The organism is Methylocaldum sp. GT1TLB, assembly GCF_051027445.1.
Taxonomy (GTDB): domain Bacteria; phylum Pseudomonadota; class Gammaproteobacteria; order Methylococcales; family Methylococcaceae; genus Methylocaldum.
In genome coordinates this window covers 2595920-2610944 of the sequence record NZ_CP194898.1, presented here as the reverse complement: position 1 = coordinate 2610944, position 15025 = coordinate 2595920, and the positions used below count along the sequence as shown (strand labels likewise).

The following is a 15025-nucleotide window of genomic DNA, read 5'->3' as shown; positions in this document are numbered from 1 at the left end:
CGGACCGGTCTTGCGATGGCCGGTTTTTTGATTGTGATGGGCCCGTCTCGGCCGGGCTTTGGCCCACGCACCAAACGGGGCAGGTGAACTGCCGGTGAGTCTTGGAGAGGCATGAGGCTGGTGACTTTGGACGTTGGACTTGAGGCCGAACCGAGAGCGTGCGCCGGGTGCCCGCCCGAGCAGCGAGATAGGCGTCGAAGCTTGGGGCTTTCCCTCCGGCGTAGTTAACGTCCAGATGAAAATCCTCCTCCCCATTCTCGTGTTGCTGACCGGCGCGGTCGGCGCTTATGCCATCGTATCCCACCGGCCGGCGCTGGAAACCCAGCCCGCCAAAGCGGAACCGCCGCTGGTCTCGGTCGTTCGTGCCGAGCCGCAGACCGTTCGGTTGAACGTGCGTTCACAAGGTGTCGTCATGCCCCGCAACGAAATCGACTGGGTCGCGGAGGTGGCGGGCAAGGTGATCCGGTTGAATCCCGATTTCGTCGCCGGCGGGTTCTTCGAGATGGGCGAGGAACTCGTGGGCCTCGACCCCCGCGACTACGATCAGGCCGTCCTCGCCGCCGAAGCCCAGCTTGCGGAGGCTAAGCGTCGGCTCGCCCAGGAGGAAGCCGAAGCGGAACAGGCTCGAAGCGAATGGCAGGCTCTCGGCGAAGGACAGCCCTCGCCGCTCATCCTGCACGAGCCGCAACTGGCCGAAGCGCGGGCCAAGCTGAAAGCCGCCGAAGCCGATTTGGTCAAGGCTCGCGTGCAGCGGAGCCGGTGTGAACTGCACGCGCCGTTCGCAGGTCGGGTATTGGCCAAGTACGTGGGACTCGGCCAATACGTGCAGCCCGGCGAAAAACTGGCGCGGGTCTATGCCACCGATGTGGCCGAGGTGCGCTTGCCGGTTTCGACCGATCAACTGGCATACCTCGATCTGGACCTGGGCCGGCGCAACGGCCATCGCGACGAAGGCCCCAGGGTTATTTTGACGGCGGATCTCGGGAACGTCGAACAGCGCTGGGAGGGGCGCATCGTGCGCAGCGAGGCGCAAGTCGACGACGCGACCGGCCTCTTGCATCTCGTGGCGGAAGTTCGGGAGCCGTATGCGCAAAAACATCCCCAACCCTTGCTGACCGGTTTGTTCGTCAAGGCTGAGATCGATGGCAGGGAACAGTCCGGGGTTTTCGTGCTGCCGCCCGGCGCCGTCAATGCGGCTCAGGAAGCGCTGGTGGTGGACGCCGAGCGGCACCTCCATATCCGCCGCCTCGCGGTGCTGCGCACCGAAGCCGATCGGGTCTTGATCGGCGGCGGACTGGCTGCCGGGGAGAAGGTGGTCATCGGCGGCGTGCAGGTGCCCGTGGAGGGAATGCTCGTGAGACTCGAGGCTGGAGACTTGGGGCCGGAGGAAAGGAATGACCGTGCCTCCAATTGATAGCTCTCAAGCCTACAGCCTCAAGTCTCAAACCTTTTCCTCGGGTCTCGTCGGTTGGTTCGCTTCCAACCCGGTCGCCGCCAATCTCTTGATGCTGCTGATCCTGTTCGGCGGAATCGGCAGCCTGATCGTCATGGACAAGGAGGTGTTTCCACGCTTTCTCCCCCACCAAATCGAAATCAAGGCGATCTATCCTGGTGCCGGGCCCTTGGAGATCGAGGAATCGGTGTGCATCCGCATCGAAGAGGCGGTTTACGATCTGCCGGGCGTCAAGCGGCTCAAGTCGGAGATCAGCGAGGGCGAATGTAGGGTGAATGTGGTGGTTCTGCCGGGTCACGACAAAGACCGGGTGATGAACGCCGTGCGCGGGCGGGTCCAGTCCATTCAGCGACTGCCGAAGACTCTCGAAAAGATCGAGGTGCAGCCGGCTTACCGGGAGGGCGACGACGGCGTCATCTGGGTGGCGCTGCACGGTCCCACCGATCCGCTCATCCTCAAGCGGCTCGGCGAACGTATCCAGGGCGATCTGGCGCGGTTACCCGGCGTCACCCGCGCCCTCAATTACTACGACGTGCCTTACGAAATCGCCATCGAGGTTTCTTCGGAACGGCTGCGGCAACACCGGTTGTCCCTGCACGATGTTGCCGACGCGGTCCGACGGACTTCGGTGGACCTGCCCGGCGGCATGGTGAAGAGCCCGGCCGGTGAACTGTTGCTGCGGGTCAAGGGCAAAGCCCGAGAGGGAGCTTCGATCGGGGATCTGGTGCTCAAAACCCATCCGGACGGCAGCCGGGTGCTGCTCCGCGACGTAGCCACCGTCACTGACGGCCTGGAAGAACGCCTCTCGGCATGGCGCCACAACGGCGAGACGGCTCAGGGCTGGGAAATCCACGCCGAGCATGACACGGTCGAGGTCGCCCGCCGGGTCAAGGCCTATGTGGAGGAGATGAGTGCCCGGCTGCCGGAACGGCTCTCGATGATTACCTGGTGGGACGATTCCCAAGCCTACGACGAGCGCATCCGGACTCTCATCGAGGACGGCCTCTGCGGTTTCGTTCTGGTGTGCGCCGTGCTGAGCCTATTTCTGCGATTCAAGGTGGCTTTGTGGGCCGGCGCGGGGATTCTCACCTCGGTGTTCGGCGCGCTCTGGCTGATGCCGATGCTGGGCATCTCGCTCAATATGCTGTCCCTGTTCGGTTTTCTGCTCGCCATGGGTATTCTGGTGGACGACGCCATCATCGTCGGGGATGCGGTGCATAAGGAACAGACTCTAGACTCTAGGCCAGAGTCCCCAGGCCATGGGCTGAAGGCTCAAGGAGAGGCGCTAGGCTCTAGACCTCAGGCGCTGGAAAATCAAGACCTTGAGTCTAGAGCCTATAGCCTCGCCTGTGCCATTCGCGGCGCGGAAAGCGTCGCCCAGCCGGTGATTCTGGCGGTGTTGACCACCCTGGTTGCCTTCCTGCCCGGCCTGTTCCTGCCCGGCTGGGCGGGGGAGATGATGCGGCCGATCTGCCTGGTGATGATTCTCACGCTGGTATTTTCTTTAATCGAGGCGCTATTGATCTTGCCTGCGCATTTGGCCGCTCCCTCAAGACCCGGCCCATATGTCTCTCGCTTGGAGAGATTGCGTATCAGGCTCAACCGCGGTTTGGAGGATTTCGTCCGGCGGATTTACGGACCCTTTCTGGAAAAAGCCTTGGCATGGCGCTATCTCACCGTTGCCGCTTTCGCCGTATTGCTGATGCTGGGCGCCGCGCTGGTGGCCGGCGGCCATATCCGGTTGTCGCTGCAGGCGGACGTCACCAAGGACAGTTTCTGGGTCAATCTGAAGTTACCGCAGGATGCGCCCTATAGTGAAACCCTCCGGGCGGCGGAAAAAGTGGAGCGGGCTTTGCTGGAGTTGCGGGATGAACTGGATCAGGCTGGAGGAAAAGGCAGAGAGAAAACAGCAGCACTATCTTCCTCAAGTCTCCAGCCTCAGGTCTCAAGCCTGGAGCCAGCCTCGGTAATCGTCGGTCTGGAGACGCTGGTGTGGGAGCACGGCGCCGGATTCTGGACCGAGCTTTCGCCGGAAGGACGGCAACACATCGTGGTCGAGGATTTCATCCAGGAATGGCGCCGGCGCATCGGCGACATCGGGCGCGCGAAAATCGATTTTCTCTACAAGGAAGGCGATGTTCCCTACGATATCGAGCTCGACCTCGGGGCGCCCGATCCGTCGCTGCTGACCGCGGCGGCCGAACAGCTCAAGCGCAAACTGGCCGCATATCCCGGCGTGTACGACGTGGTGGACTCCGCCGAACCCGGCAAACCCGAGATCCGCCTTCGCCTGAAGCCTGAAGCGGAACGCTTGGGGCTGCGGCTGGAAGACGTCGCCGAGCAGACGCGGCACGGCTACTACGGCGACGAAGTTCATCGGCTGCAACGAGGGCGCAGCGAAGTCAAAGTCATGGCGCGCCTGCCCCGGAGCGAGCGGCAGTCCTTGGACGATCTGCATAATCTGCCGATCCGCCTGCCCAACGGAGCACAAGCGCCGCTTCGGACCCTCGCCGAGATCGACCTCGTGCCCGGCTACGCCAAGCTGGCCCGGCAGGATCGGCAGCGTGTGCTGAAAGTGCAAGCGCGGGTCGATCCCAAGTCGGCGGACCTCAATGCGATCTATGCCGATCTGGAAGCAGCGGAAATTCCCCGTTTGAAACAGCAGTTCCCGGGGCTGGACGTAGGCCTGGGCGAGGAGCGAATCGAGCAGGAGGCGTCCGTTCATGCTCTCGCTTTCTACACCCTGATCGCCCTGGTGGTGATCTACGCCCTGATCGCCGTGCCGTTCCGCTCCTATGTCATTCCGCTGATTTTTCTGCTGGCCGCGCCCGTCGCCTGGTGCGGCGCGGTTTTCGCCCACTGGCTGGCGGGTTTGCCTTTATCCATGGAATCCCTGGTGGGCATGATCGCCGCCAGCGGCGTGGTAGTGAACGACAGTTTGGTGCTGCTCGACTACATCAAGGAACATGAGGCTACAGGCCCTAGGCTCGAGGCTTTAGAAGAGGACAGCGAGCAAGATTCGCCAATCGCTGCTTCCTGTAGCCTAGAGCCCAAAGCCCATAGCCTGGTCTTAGAAGCCTGCACCGTCCGCTTCCGCCCGATTCTGCTGGCGTTTCTCACGACCTTCGCCGGTTTTTTGCCGACCCTGTTGGAGACCAGCCAGCAAGCCCAATTTCTGGTCCCGATGACCTTGTCGCTGGCCGCCGGGCTGTTGTTCGGCATGGGGGCCAGCCTGATACTCACGCCGGTCTGTTACGCCATTTTGGGGCAGTCGCGGCAGGTTGCGGCCTCTAGCGCGGTTCCTACCGGGGTATAGCTGTGTCGGCAAAGGATTGCCGACCTACGAAAGGGCGTCGCTAAGTAGGTCGGCAATCCTTTGCCGACATGCACCCGTTCGGACAAAGCTTGACCCGAAGAGGGCCCGATGGTTTGCTTTCAGGCACGCTATCCAGGCCCGCGGGCCGCTTCAGTTAACGAGTTATCGAACGTCTTAAGGAATCCCATGAAGAAATTCATCAACACTGTCGAGAGTTTGCTGGATGAAAGCGGGCGCGGCTTTGCGCTGGCGCATGCCGATATCGTTCGCTTCAATCCGGAACCCCGCTATATGGTCCGCATCGCGCCGCGCGTACCGGGCAAGGTGGCGCTGATTTCGGGCGGCGGTTCCGGGCACGAGCCCTTGCACACCGGTTTCGTCGGTTTAGGCATGCTGGACGCGGCCTGTCCGGGACAGGTATTCACCTCGCCCACGCCCGATCAGATGCTCGCCGCCGCGGAGGCCACGGAAAACGGCGGCGGCGTATTGTTCATCGTCAAGAATTACGCCGGCGATGTCATGAATTTCGAGATCGCGGCGGAAATGCTCGACTGCCCCCACGAGACCGTACTGGTGCACGACGATGTGTCCATCCCCGAGCACCAGGGCATGGGCCGGCGCGGAGTGGCGGGCACGACTATCGTCGAAAAGATCGTCGGCGCGGCGGCGGAAGCCGGCATGGACCTGGCCGGCTGCAAGGCGCTGGGCGAGCGCGTGGTGCGGGCCACCGCATCCATGGGCGTCGCGCTGACCAGTTGTACCGTTCCGGCCCTGGGCAAGCCCACCTTCGAGATCGCCGACAATGAAATGGAAATGGGCGTGGGCATACACGGGGAGAAGGGCAGGGAGCGCATGGCTCTGGCGAGCGCTTCGGAAATCGTCGAGCACCTGACGCAAGCCATCGACGGCGAGCTGAAACCCGCCAAAGGCCAGCCGGCCCTGCTGCACGTCAACGGCTTCGGCGCGACGCCGCTGATGGAGCTTTATCTGGTCTACGATCTCGCTCGCCAGTTCTGGGATCAGCGCGGAGTGAGCATCGTCCGTTCGCTGGTCGGCAATTTCACCACGTCGCTGGACATGGCGGGCTGCTCCGTCACGCTGACTCTGCTGGACGAAGAGATGATCAGGTTGTGGGATGCGCCGGTACATACGGCGGCGTTGAGGTGGGGATGTTGAGAACGTTTTACTCCAAATCGCTTTCAATAAGGCATTCATTTTGTAGGAGGGGTAGAGCGAAGCGAAACCCATCGATGGTGGGGTAGGCCGCGAGGCCGTAACCCACCGAGCGGCCTCGAATCGGTGGGTTACGCTTCGCTAACCCACCCTACGATGAGTGTTCACTCGAATGCCGAATGGAATTAGGTCCTAATTGTGAAAAACGGCATCAAAATTACTGTATTGAGTTGGGATGCAAACCGATCATGGACAGATTGGGATGGTAAAGCACGCTACCAATTGGTGCCCCGGCTTGTGGAGTTTGGGCAGCAACCACGACTTGAAGCGAAGCGTCTGGCTCGCCGCATAATGGCCAGAGAGCTTGTATCTTTAACTCTTCCTTCTGACAAGGGCGTTGAGGGAATCCGGCACGTGCTCGAATCCCTGGGGGCAGAGGTAGAAATCAAGTGGCTATAAGCTGTAAGAAGGTTCCCGGGATACCTAACAAGCCGCGGAGGGGTCTACTGTGAGCTCTTCGCCAGCACGTCCCCGATCGCCCCGATGATCAACTGACTGGTCCTCGCCCCTGCATCGATATGGCCGCGGGCGCGTTCGCCGAGGAACGAGGCTCGTCCCTTGGTGGCGATCATGTCGCGGGTCGATTCGCAGCCTGCCCCGGCTACGCGGTTGACCGTTTCCAAAGCTTGCGGCAATTCCCAAGACTCTCGCGCTGCCTGTCGCAAAGCGTTCGCCACTGGTATCAAGACGTCGAGCATGGTTTTTTCGCCCAAATCGGCCTTGCCCCGCTGTTTGACCGATTCGACGCCCTGGCTGAAGGCTTCGGCCAGATTGGGTAGGTTCATGTCCTTGTCCCGCATGGCCTTGCTCATGGACAGAAAGAACGTGCCGTAGAGCGAACCGGAAGCCCCGCCCACGCTGCTCATGAGGCTCATGCCGATTTTCTGGAAGGCGGCGGACCAATCCATTCGCCCGAGCTCTTCCGCCAACGCGTCCAATGCGGCCAGGCCCCGCTGCAGGTTCGCGATATGATCGCCATCGCCGATCGCCTGGTCGAGTTCGGTGACTTCTTCGGCGTGTTCGCGGATGACGGCATCGGCAGCCTGGATGTAGGCCTTGATTTGAGTGGTGCTTGCTGACATGGGACTACTCTTCGGGGTTGTTTACGGTTTTTGAAAAGCGGCCAAGTATCGACGAGCCGGCCATCAAAGGGTAATTTAGGCGCGCTTCGATCGGCAATCCATAATCGAGAATCGATCTCATGACACTCAACGACATTCGCGCCCTGATCATCGATATGGACGGCGTGCTCTGGGAGGGCGATCGCCCGATGCCCGGACTGGTGGAGTTTTTCGAGACCCTGCGGGCCCGTGACATCCGTTTCGTATTGGCCACAAACAACGCCAGCAACACGCCGGAGCAGTACGTCGCCAAGCTCGCCCGCATGGGCGTTGGCGTCGACCGGGAGCAGGTGATCGGTTCCGGCCTCGCCGCCGCGCTGTATCTCAAGCAGCACGCGCCGGCCGGTGCCAAGGTGTTCCCCATCGGCGAGGACGGCGTGTGCCGGGCTTTGCTCGAAAACGGCTTCCGCCTGGCGGAACTCTACGAAAAGGATGCCGATTACGTGGTCTGCGGCCTGGACCGAACCCTGTCGTGGGACAAGCTGGCCACCGCCACCCTGAACCTTCGCGCCGGAGCGAAGTTTATCGGCACCAATCCCGACACTTCTCTTCCGACCGAGCATGGCATGACCCACGGCAACGGCGCGGTCTTGGCGGCCTTGCAAGCCGCCACGGGTATCGAACCCACCATCATCGGCAAGCCTGAGCCGATCATGTATCAACTGGCGATGGAGCGCTTGCAGGTGCCGCCCGAAGAAACCGTTGCCTTGGGCGATCGCCTGGACACCGACATCCTCGGTGCCGTGCGCGCAGGCATTCGGAGCATTTTGGTGCTTTCGGGCATTTCCACGCGGGCGCACCTGGCCGACCTCGATTATGCGCCGACCTGGGTGATGGAAGACATCCGCGAAGTCATCGGCGCGATTCAATAGAAAGCCAATCAGCACAGGCCGATGGCTGCGGTAGGTCGGCAATCCTTTGCCGACGAACCCTACGTCGGGAAAGGATTCCTGACCTACAACGGCCCAGCCATGGGAAGGCAATCCTTTGCCGATAGATTTAACCTTATGAGGAGAACACGATGTCCCTGTTTCTGGATTCAGCTTTCCCCGCCGACGCACGCCAGGCGATGACGCTCGGCTTCGTCGCCGGGATAACGACCAATCCGACCTTGATGGCGAAAGTCGACCGCAAGCCGGAGGATGTGATCGCCGAACTGGCCGACATTTGCCCCGGTCCGGTTTTTTATCAGCTGACCGCGCCGACCGTGTCCGAACGCGAGGCCGAAGCGCGGCGTTTCCTGGCCTTGAGGTCCAACGTGGCGCTGAAGATCGGGATGACCACCGAAAATCTGGTGCTGGCCGCGAAGTTCGCCAAAGAAGGCGTCAAGGTCGGCATGACTGCCAGCTACAGTGCCGCGCAGACGTATCTCACCTGCGAGGCGGGCGTGGCGTATTCGATCGCCTATGTGAACCGCAGCACGCGTCTTCAAGGCGACGGCGCGGCGCTGGTTTCGGAGATGCGTGAGGTGGTCGATGCCTGCGACACGCCGACCACGATTCTGGTCGCGAGTCTGAAATCCGCGAGCGAAGTGGTGCAGGCTGTGGTCGCGGGCGCTCATCACGTCACCATTCCTTTGCCCCTGTTACTCGAGATGGGCGATCATCCCCTGTCCGTTCAAGCCATCGAGGAATTCGGACGTGCGGTTCGCAATGCTTGAGGTCGCCGGCTTTCCGATATTCGATTACTCGGGGCGGCGGTCCCGGTTCTCCGGCGGAGCAGTCAGCGATTTCGCCAGCCGTTTGCAAGCCTTCAGTGCGACCTGGCGTAAGGCATAGGTCCTGGCGTAAGCGACCTTTCCGCTCGACCAGACCACGACACGGTATCCATCCAGAGTCCAATATAGCTCGATCGAGATGCTCGATTTGACCATGGAAATCAGCAACCAGAGTGCTGAGACGAAAGATAATGCCGGAAACTATGATTTGGATCGAATAACCCGAAACGCGTTTCTTTCTTACTGTCTTTGAGCGGCTTTTGAGCGTACGCCTATGCCCCGGAAAACACTTCCGCCTGAATCCGCCGAATTTCGTCGCGCAATCGTGCCGCTTCCTCGAATTCGAGTTCGCGGGCGTGGGTGTACATCTTTTCTTCGAGCTGCTTGATCAGCTTGGCGGCTTCCGCCGGTTTTACCGCGTGGTAGTCGGCGCCTTTCTCGGCCACTTTGGCCAGCTTCTTTTTCCCGGAACCCGTTTGTAAAGCGCCCGGTATCGGGACTTCCAGGATGTCCGTCACGCGCTTCGAGATACCGGTCGGGGTGAGGCCCGTTCGCTTGTTGTAGTCGATCTGCTTGGCACGGCGGCGTTCGGTTTCTTCGATCGCCCGCTGGATCGAGCCGGTGACCGTGTCCGCATAGAGGATTGCCTTCCCGCGAAGGTTGCGGGCGGCGCGGCCGATGGTCTGAATGAGCGAAACGGTAGACCGCAGGAAACCTTCCTTGTCGGCGTCGAGGATGGCGACCAGCGAGACTTCGGGGATGTCCAGACCTTCCCGCAGCAGATTGATGCCCACGAGCACGTCGAACCGACCGAGCCGGAGGTCGCGGATGATCTCGACGCGCTCCACGGTTTCGACGTCGGAATGGAGGTAACGCACGGCGATGTCGTGCTCGAACAGATATTCGGTCAAATCTTCCGCCATGCGCTTGGTCAGCGTGGTGACCAGCACCCGTTCGCTGCGGGCGATGCGCTCGCGAATTTCCGAAAGCAGGTCTTCCACCTGGCTCAGGGCAGGGCGTATTTCAACCTCGGGGTCCACCAGGCCGGTAGGCCGCACCACCTGCTCGATGACGGCTCCGGAATGCTTGAGTTCGTACGGTCCCGGCGTCGCCGAAATGTAGATGCGCTGCGGCGAACGGGCCTCGAACTCCTCGAACTTGAGCGGCCGGTTATCCAGGGCGGAGGGTAGGCGGAAACCGTACTCCACCAGCGTTTCCTTGCGCGAGCGGTCGCCCCGGTACATGGCGCCGAGCTGCGGAATGGTGACGTGGCTCTCGTCGATCACCAGCAAGGCATCGGCCGGCAGGTAATCGAACAGGGTGGGCGGGGGTTCGCCCGGCGCGCGGCCGGAGAGATAGCGCGAATAGTTCTCGATGCCCGAGCAATAGCCGACTTCCAGCATGATTTCGAGATCGAACAGCGTGCGCTGCTCCAGCCGCTGGGCTTCCACCAGCTTGTTCAAAGACCGCAGCTCCTCCAGCCGTACCTTGAGATCGGCCTTGATCTGATCCACGGCTTCCATGATTTTTTCCCGCGGCGTGACGTAATGGGTCTTGGGATAGACCGTGTAGCGGGCGATGCGGGAAATGATCTCCCCAGTCAGGGGATCGAACAGCGATAGCCGTTCGATCTCGTCGTCGAACAACTCGATGCGCAGCGCCTCCCTTTCGGATTCCGCCGGAAACACGTCTATCACATCGCCCCGCACCCGGTAGGTGGCGCGGCGCAGCTCGGTTTCGTTGCGGGTGTATTGCAATTCGGCCAGGCGGCGCAGGATCGTCCGCTGATCGATCATGTCCCCGCGCACCAGATGCAGCACCATGCTGAAATAGGAGGCCGGCTCGCCCAAGCCGTAGATTGAGGACACGGTCGCCACGATGATCGTGTCGCGCCGCTCGATCAGCGCCTTGGTGGCCGACAGGCGCATCTGCTCGATATGCTCGTTGAGCGAGGCGTCCTTCTGGATATAGGTATCGGAAGCCGGGACGTACGCTTCTGGCTGATAGTAGTCGTAATAGGAAACGAAGTATTCCACGGAGTTTTCCGGGAAAAATTCCTTCATTTCCCCGTAAAGCTGGGCGGCCAGCGTCTTGTTCGGCGCCAGGATCAGCGTCGGGCGCTGCACGGCCTGAATGACATTGGCGACGGTGAAGGTTTTTCCGGAACCGGTGACGCCCAAGAGAGTCTGGTGTAACAAGCCGTCGCCGAGACCTTCGATCAGTTGCCGGATCGCTTCCGGTTGATCGCCGGACGGCTTGAATTGGCTATGAAGATCGAAACTTTTTCCCCTGGTGGGATTCAGGGGCAAGGTTTCATCGAGTATCATTTTTTGCGGCATAAAGCCTGACCTATTTGACCAATCTTTAACTCGACACAATGAACATTAAACTTTCCGACCGCGTACAGTCGATCAAACCCTCACCTACCTTGGCCGTGACCGCGAGAGCGGCCGCCATGCGCGCCGCCGGCAAAGACATCGTGGGCCTCGGAGCCGGCGAGCCGGATTTCGATACCCCCGAGCATATCAAACAGGCTGCCATCAAGGCCATTCAGGACGGTTTCACCAAATATACGGCGGTCGACGGTACGCCCGGCCTCAAGAAGGCGGTGGTCGCAAAGTTCAAGCGGGAAAACGGGTTCGACTACGACGTCAAGCAAGTGTTGGTATCCTGCGGCGGCAAGCAGAGCTTTTACAACCTGGCGCAAGCGCTGTTGAATCCGGGCGACGAAGTCATCATTCCGGCGCCGTACTGGGTGTCCTACCCGGACATGGTGCTTTTGGCAGGCGCCGTCCCCGTCATTATCGACGCGCCGCAGTCGCAGAAGTTCAAAATCACGCCCGCCCAACTCAAGGCGGCGCTGACGCCGAAAACCCGGTTGTTCGTGATCAACAGCCCGTCCAACCCGACCGGCATGGCGTACAGCGAAGCGGAGCTTAAAGCCCTCGGCGAGGTGTTGAAAGACTATCCGGACGTGGTTGTCGCCACCGACGACATGTACGAGCACATCGTCTGGAAGGCCGGCAGCTTCTGCAATATTCTCAATGTCTGCCCGGAGCTGTACGACCGCACCGTGGTCTTGAACGGCGTATCCAAAGCCTATTCCATGACCGGCTGGCGTATCGGCTATGCGGCGGGACCCGCGAAGCTGATCGAGGCGATGACCAATATCCAGTCGCAAAGCACATCCAACCCCACGTCCATCTCTCAGGTGGCCGCAGAAATCGCTTTGACCGGCGATCAGTCCTTTATCGGCGAGATGGTCAAGGCCTTCAAGGAACGGCACGATTACGTGGTGAGCGAGTTGAACAGCATTCCCGGCGTATCCTGTCTCGAAACCGACGGGACCTTCTATGTCCTTCCCAATGTGCAGGGCGTGATCGACCGCATGCCGGGAATTTCCGACGACTTGGGCCTATCGGAGCATCTCATCGAGCACGGCGGCGTCGCCGTGGTTCCGGGCTCCGCTTTCGGCGCTCCGGGTCATGTGCGCCTCTCCATCGCCACCAGCATGGCCAATCTTCAGAAGGCCATGGAGCGGCTGAAGAGCGGTTTGACTTAAATCTTGGCTTTCGTGCCTTGGCCGCGGCGAGGATGCTGTTTCCAAGGCGCTAAACGTTCATTTTCTTGAACTCGGCGGATAGGCGGCTTAGCCGACTATCCGGGGTTCACTGGCGGGCGATGAGTGATGCGAGCGATTCGCCGGCCGAACCGTGTTAACATCGGGCCGACGATGCGGATTGCCCGGCATGGCCGCTGCCCGGGTGCGATATCCGCTAACCGGAATCTCGCCATTTGATGGAGACAGGATTCTCGTCATGGTTCACTCCAAGCTCTCGTCCGTATCGGCGTATGCCCTATCGTTCGGCGCAGCGGTTGCCGTAGCGCTGGCCATATTGCTCCTGCGCCCATCGTATCAAGGCGCGCCCATAGTGATGCCCTTTCTGCTGCCGGTGCTGATAGGCGCTCTTTACGGCGGATTCGGCCCAGGGCTGCTGGCCACGTTATCGGGCGCCGTGCTGGGTACTTATCTCGCGATAACTCCGGTTGGTTCGCCGAGGGGCGAGGGGGCTGACGAATGGATTCCGCTAGGCGCTTTTGTCGTAGTGGGACTTGCCATCGTCCTACTGGTCCATTTATGGCGCACCGGGCTCGTGCGGCGCGAGTTGCAGGCGCGACAGCGATTGGAGGACGAGATTTTCAGACGCCAGCAGGCCGAAGAACAGCTCCGCGTCGAGCGCGATCGTTTTGTCGTGACCTTGACCAGCATCGGCGATGCGGCCGTCGTCACCGATACCGGGGGTCGTATAGAACTGTTCAATCCGACTGCGGAATCGCTGACCGGATGGATTCAGGATGAAGCGCGCGGCCAGCCGCTGGAGAACGTGTTTCGCGTCGTTAACGAGGAGACGCTCAATCCGATCGAAAACCCCGTCGAAAAGGTACTGAGAACCGGCGCCGTCGTCGGTCTCGCGAATCATACGGTGCTGATTGCGAGAAACGGACGGAAAATTCCGATCAGCGACAGCGCTGCGCCCATACGAGGCATGGACGGCCGGTTATTGGGCGTGATTCTGATTTTTCGGGATGTCACTGAAAGCCGCCGCGCGGAGGCTGCTCTCGCCGAATCGGAGGCGCTCTATCGTGCGATCGGCGAGTCGATCCCTTTCGGAGCCTGGATCTGCGAGCCGAACGGCGATATCCGCTACTTGAGCGATTCGTTCTTGAAAATGACCGGGATGACGCTGGACGAGTGCATACACGTCGGTTGGACCTCGCGTGTGCATCCGGAGGACCTGCAGCCCATCCTGGATCATTGGAGGTACTGCGTCAAAACCGGCTGCTTCTGGGATTACGAATATCGTATCCGGAGCGCGGAAGGCTCTTACCGACACATTTTGAGTCGCGGCGTCCCGATCCGGAACGCCGAAGGCAAGGTGACGGCCTGGGCGGGCATGAATCTCGACATTACCGAAATGAAAAAGCTACAGGATGAGCTGATCCGTAAGACCGAAGAGTTGACTGCCGCCGACCGGCAAAAGGATGAATTCTTGGCCACGCTGGCGCACGAAATGCGCAACCCGCTGGCGCCGATCATGAGCGCCGTACAGATCCTGCATCGAACCAGCGGCGACGGACCGCAGTACGCTTGGGCCAGAGATGTCATCGAGCGGCAGACGAAGCATCTCACCCGGCTGGTCGACGATTTGTTGGACGTGTCCCGCATCAGCCGCGGAAAGGTCACCTTGAACAAGCAGCCGCTGGAACTGGCCACCATCGTCAACCACGCCATGGAAACGAGCCGGCCGCTGATTCAGGCTCACGGCCACAGCATCAGCCTATCCCTGCCTTCCGAGCCGGTCTGGATCGAAGGCGACCAGATCCGAATCGCGCAAGTCGTATCGAATTTGCTCAACAATGCCGCCAAATATTCCGAGCCGAACAGACAGATTTGGCTGACGGCGGCAACGGAGAACGGACAGGCCGTCATCCGGGTGCGGGATGCAGGTGTCGGGATCAGTCCGGAGGTGTTGCCCCGCATTTTTGACCTTTTCGCCCAAGCCGACCGTTCTTTGGATCGTGCGAAAGGTGGGTTGGGCATCGGGCTCAGCCTTGTGAAACAATTGGTCGATTTGCACGGCGGCAGTGTCGAGGCAAAGAGCGAGGGTATCGGCAAGGGTTCCGAATTTATCGTCCGGTTGCCGTTGCTATGCGATAAGCCGGCGGAGCAGTCGACAGCCAAGCCAGAGGACGATACCGATGCGGAGAAACGCGCTGCGCTGCGCGTGCTGGTGGTTGACGACAATGCGGATGCCGTCGAGGGATTGTCTTTGCTGCTCGAGTTGGAAGGATGCGAGGTCGAGCGGGCGTCGGATGGCCCTACAGCTCTCGCGATTGCGCAGAGATTCGCCCCGGATGTGGTCTTGCTGGATATCGGGCTGCCCGTGATGGACGGCTGCGAAGTGGCGCAGAAGTTGCGCGCCATGCCTCAGATCCGGCAGGCCCTGTTGATCGCCATCAGTGGCTACGGCCAGGATCAGGACCGTTACCGCTGCCTCACGGCCGGTTTCGACCACCACTTCATCAAGCCGGTGAGGCTGGAGGACATCACCCGCGTGATTGCCGAGCATCGGCTGAGGAAGCCGGATACCGGGTCACAGTTCAAGACTTCGAGTTGCCAGTGA

Annotated in this window: 10 protein-coding genes; 7 read left to right on the top strand and 3 right to left on the bottom strand. The window is 60.8% G+C overall.

Annotated features, from left to right (window positions below; translation table 11 throughout):
- The first annotated feature begins 139 nt into the window (after positions 1–139).
- From ACR2R1_RS11315 to dhaK, 3 genes are all read left to right on the top strand, one after another.
- Positions 140–1414 (top strand): efflux RND transporter periplasmic adaptor subunit, encoded by a 1275-nt coding sequence (locus ACR2R1_RS11315; RefSeq protein ID WP_240502382.1) that lies wholly within the window; start codon positions 140–142, stop codon positions 1412–1414.
- A complete protein-coding gene (locus ACR2R1_RS11310; protein WP_434110157.1) occupies positions 1395–4769 on the top strand; it encodes an efflux RND transporter permease subunit in 3375 nt (1124 codons plus the stop codon). The genes ACR2R1_RS11315 and ACR2R1_RS11310 overlap by 20 nt, the downstream gene beginning before the upstream one ends.
- A 186-nt stretch (positions 4770–4955) precedes the next feature.
- Positions 4956–5945, top strand: a complete 990-nt coding sequence (gene dhaK, locus ACR2R1_RS11305; protein WP_086135188.1) for a dihydroxyacetone kinase subunit DhaK — start codon at positions 4956–4958, stop codon at positions 5943–5945.
- Between the two features lie 500 nt (positions 5946–6445).
- Here the strand turns inward: dhaK and dhaL are convergent, their stop codons facing one another.
- The gene (gene dhaL, locus ACR2R1_RS11300) at positions 6446–7084 is read right to left on the bottom strand and encodes a dihydroxyacetone kinase subunit DhaL (protein WP_086135189.1); all 639 of its coding nucleotides are present in this window, start codon (positions 7082–7084) and stop codon (positions 6446–6448) included.
- A gap of 119 nt (positions 7085–7203) precedes the next feature.
- Here dhaL and ACR2R1_RS11295 point away from each other — a divergent pair, with 119 nt between their 5' ends.
- Positions 7204–7995 (top strand): HAD-IIA family hydrolase, encoded by a 792-nt coding sequence (locus ACR2R1_RS11295; RefSeq protein ID WP_077728404.1) that lies wholly within the window; start codon positions 7204–7206, stop codon positions 7993–7995.
- A gap of 149 nt (positions 7996–8144) precedes the next feature.
- Positions 8145–8783 (top strand): transaldolase family protein, encoded by a 639-nt coding sequence (locus tag ACR2R1_RS11290; protein WP_077728403.1) that lies wholly within the window; start codon positions 8145–8147, stop codon positions 8781–8783.
- A gap of 24 nt (positions 8784–8807) precedes the next feature.
- On the opposite strand, the gene ACR2R1_RS11285 is transcribed toward ACR2R1_RS11290, so the two are convergent.
- On the bottom strand, positions 8808–8996 hold the full coding sequence (locus ACR2R1_RS11285) for a hypothetical protein (protein WP_143735050.1): 189 nt from the start codon (positions 8994–8996) through the stop codon (positions 8808–8810).
- Between the two features lie 116 nt (positions 8997–9112).
- Positions 9113–11167 (bottom strand): excinuclease ABC subunit UvrB, encoded by a 2055-nt coding sequence (gene uvrB / locus ACR2R1_RS11280; RefSeq protein ID WP_156880314.1) that lies wholly within the window; start codon positions 11165–11167, stop codon positions 9113–9115.
- Between the two features lie 50 nt (positions 11168–11217).
- Between uvrB and ACR2R1_RS11275 the strand changes: the two genes are divergently transcribed.
- Both ACR2R1_RS11275 and ACR2R1_RS11270 read left to right on the top strand, forming a co-directional pair.
- The gene (locus ACR2R1_RS11275; RefSeq protein ID WP_077728401.1) at positions 11218–12402 is read left to right on the top strand and encodes a pyridoxal phosphate-dependent aminotransferase; all 1185 of its coding nucleotides are present in this window, start codon (positions 11218–11220) and stop codon (positions 12400–12402) included.
- A gap of 256 nt (positions 12403–12658) precedes the next feature.
- A complete protein-coding gene (locus ACR2R1_RS11270) occupies positions 12659–15025 on the top strand; it encodes a PAS domain S-box protein (RefSeq protein ID WP_434110153.1) in 2367 nt (788 codons plus the stop codon).

Excerpts from the sequence above, each read along its gene's own strand:
- ACR2R1_RS11295 (WP_077728404.1), top strand. The coding sequence starts at position 7,204 with ATGACACTCAACGACATTCGCGCCCTGATCATCGATATGGACGGCGTG.
- ACR2R1_RS11290 (WP_077728403.1), top strand. The coding sequence starts at position 8,145 with ATGTCCCTGTTTCTGGATTCAGCTTTCCCCGCCGACGCACGCCAGGCG.
- ACR2R1_RS11310 (WP_434110157.1), top strand. The coding sequence starts at position 1,395 with ATGACCGTGCCTCCAATTGATAGCTCTCAAGCCTACAGCCTCAAGTCT.
- ACR2R1_RS11285 (WP_143735050.1), bottom strand. The coding sequence starts at position 8,996 with ATGGTCAAATCGAGCATCTCGATCGAGCTATATTGGACTCTGGATGGA.
- uvrB (WP_156880314.1), bottom strand. The coding sequence starts at position 11,167 with ATGATACTCGATGAAACCTTGCCCCTGAATCCCACCAGGGGAAAAAGT.
- ACR2R1_RS11275 (WP_077728401.1), top strand. The coding sequence starts at position 11,218 with ATGAACATTAAACTTTCCGACCGCGTACAGTCGATCAAACCCTCACCT.
- dhaK (WP_086135188.1), top strand. The coding sequence starts at position 4,956 with ATGAAGAAATTCATCAACACTGTCGAGAGTTTGCTGGATGAAAGCGGG.
- dhaL (WP_086135189.1), bottom strand. The coding sequence starts at position 7,084 with ATGTCAGCAAGCACCACTCAAATCAAGGCCTACATCCAGGCTGCCGAT.
- ACR2R1_RS11270 (WP_434110153.1), top strand. The coding sequence starts at position 12,659 with ATGGTTCACTCCAAGCTCTCGTCCGTATCGGCGTATGCCCTATCGTTC.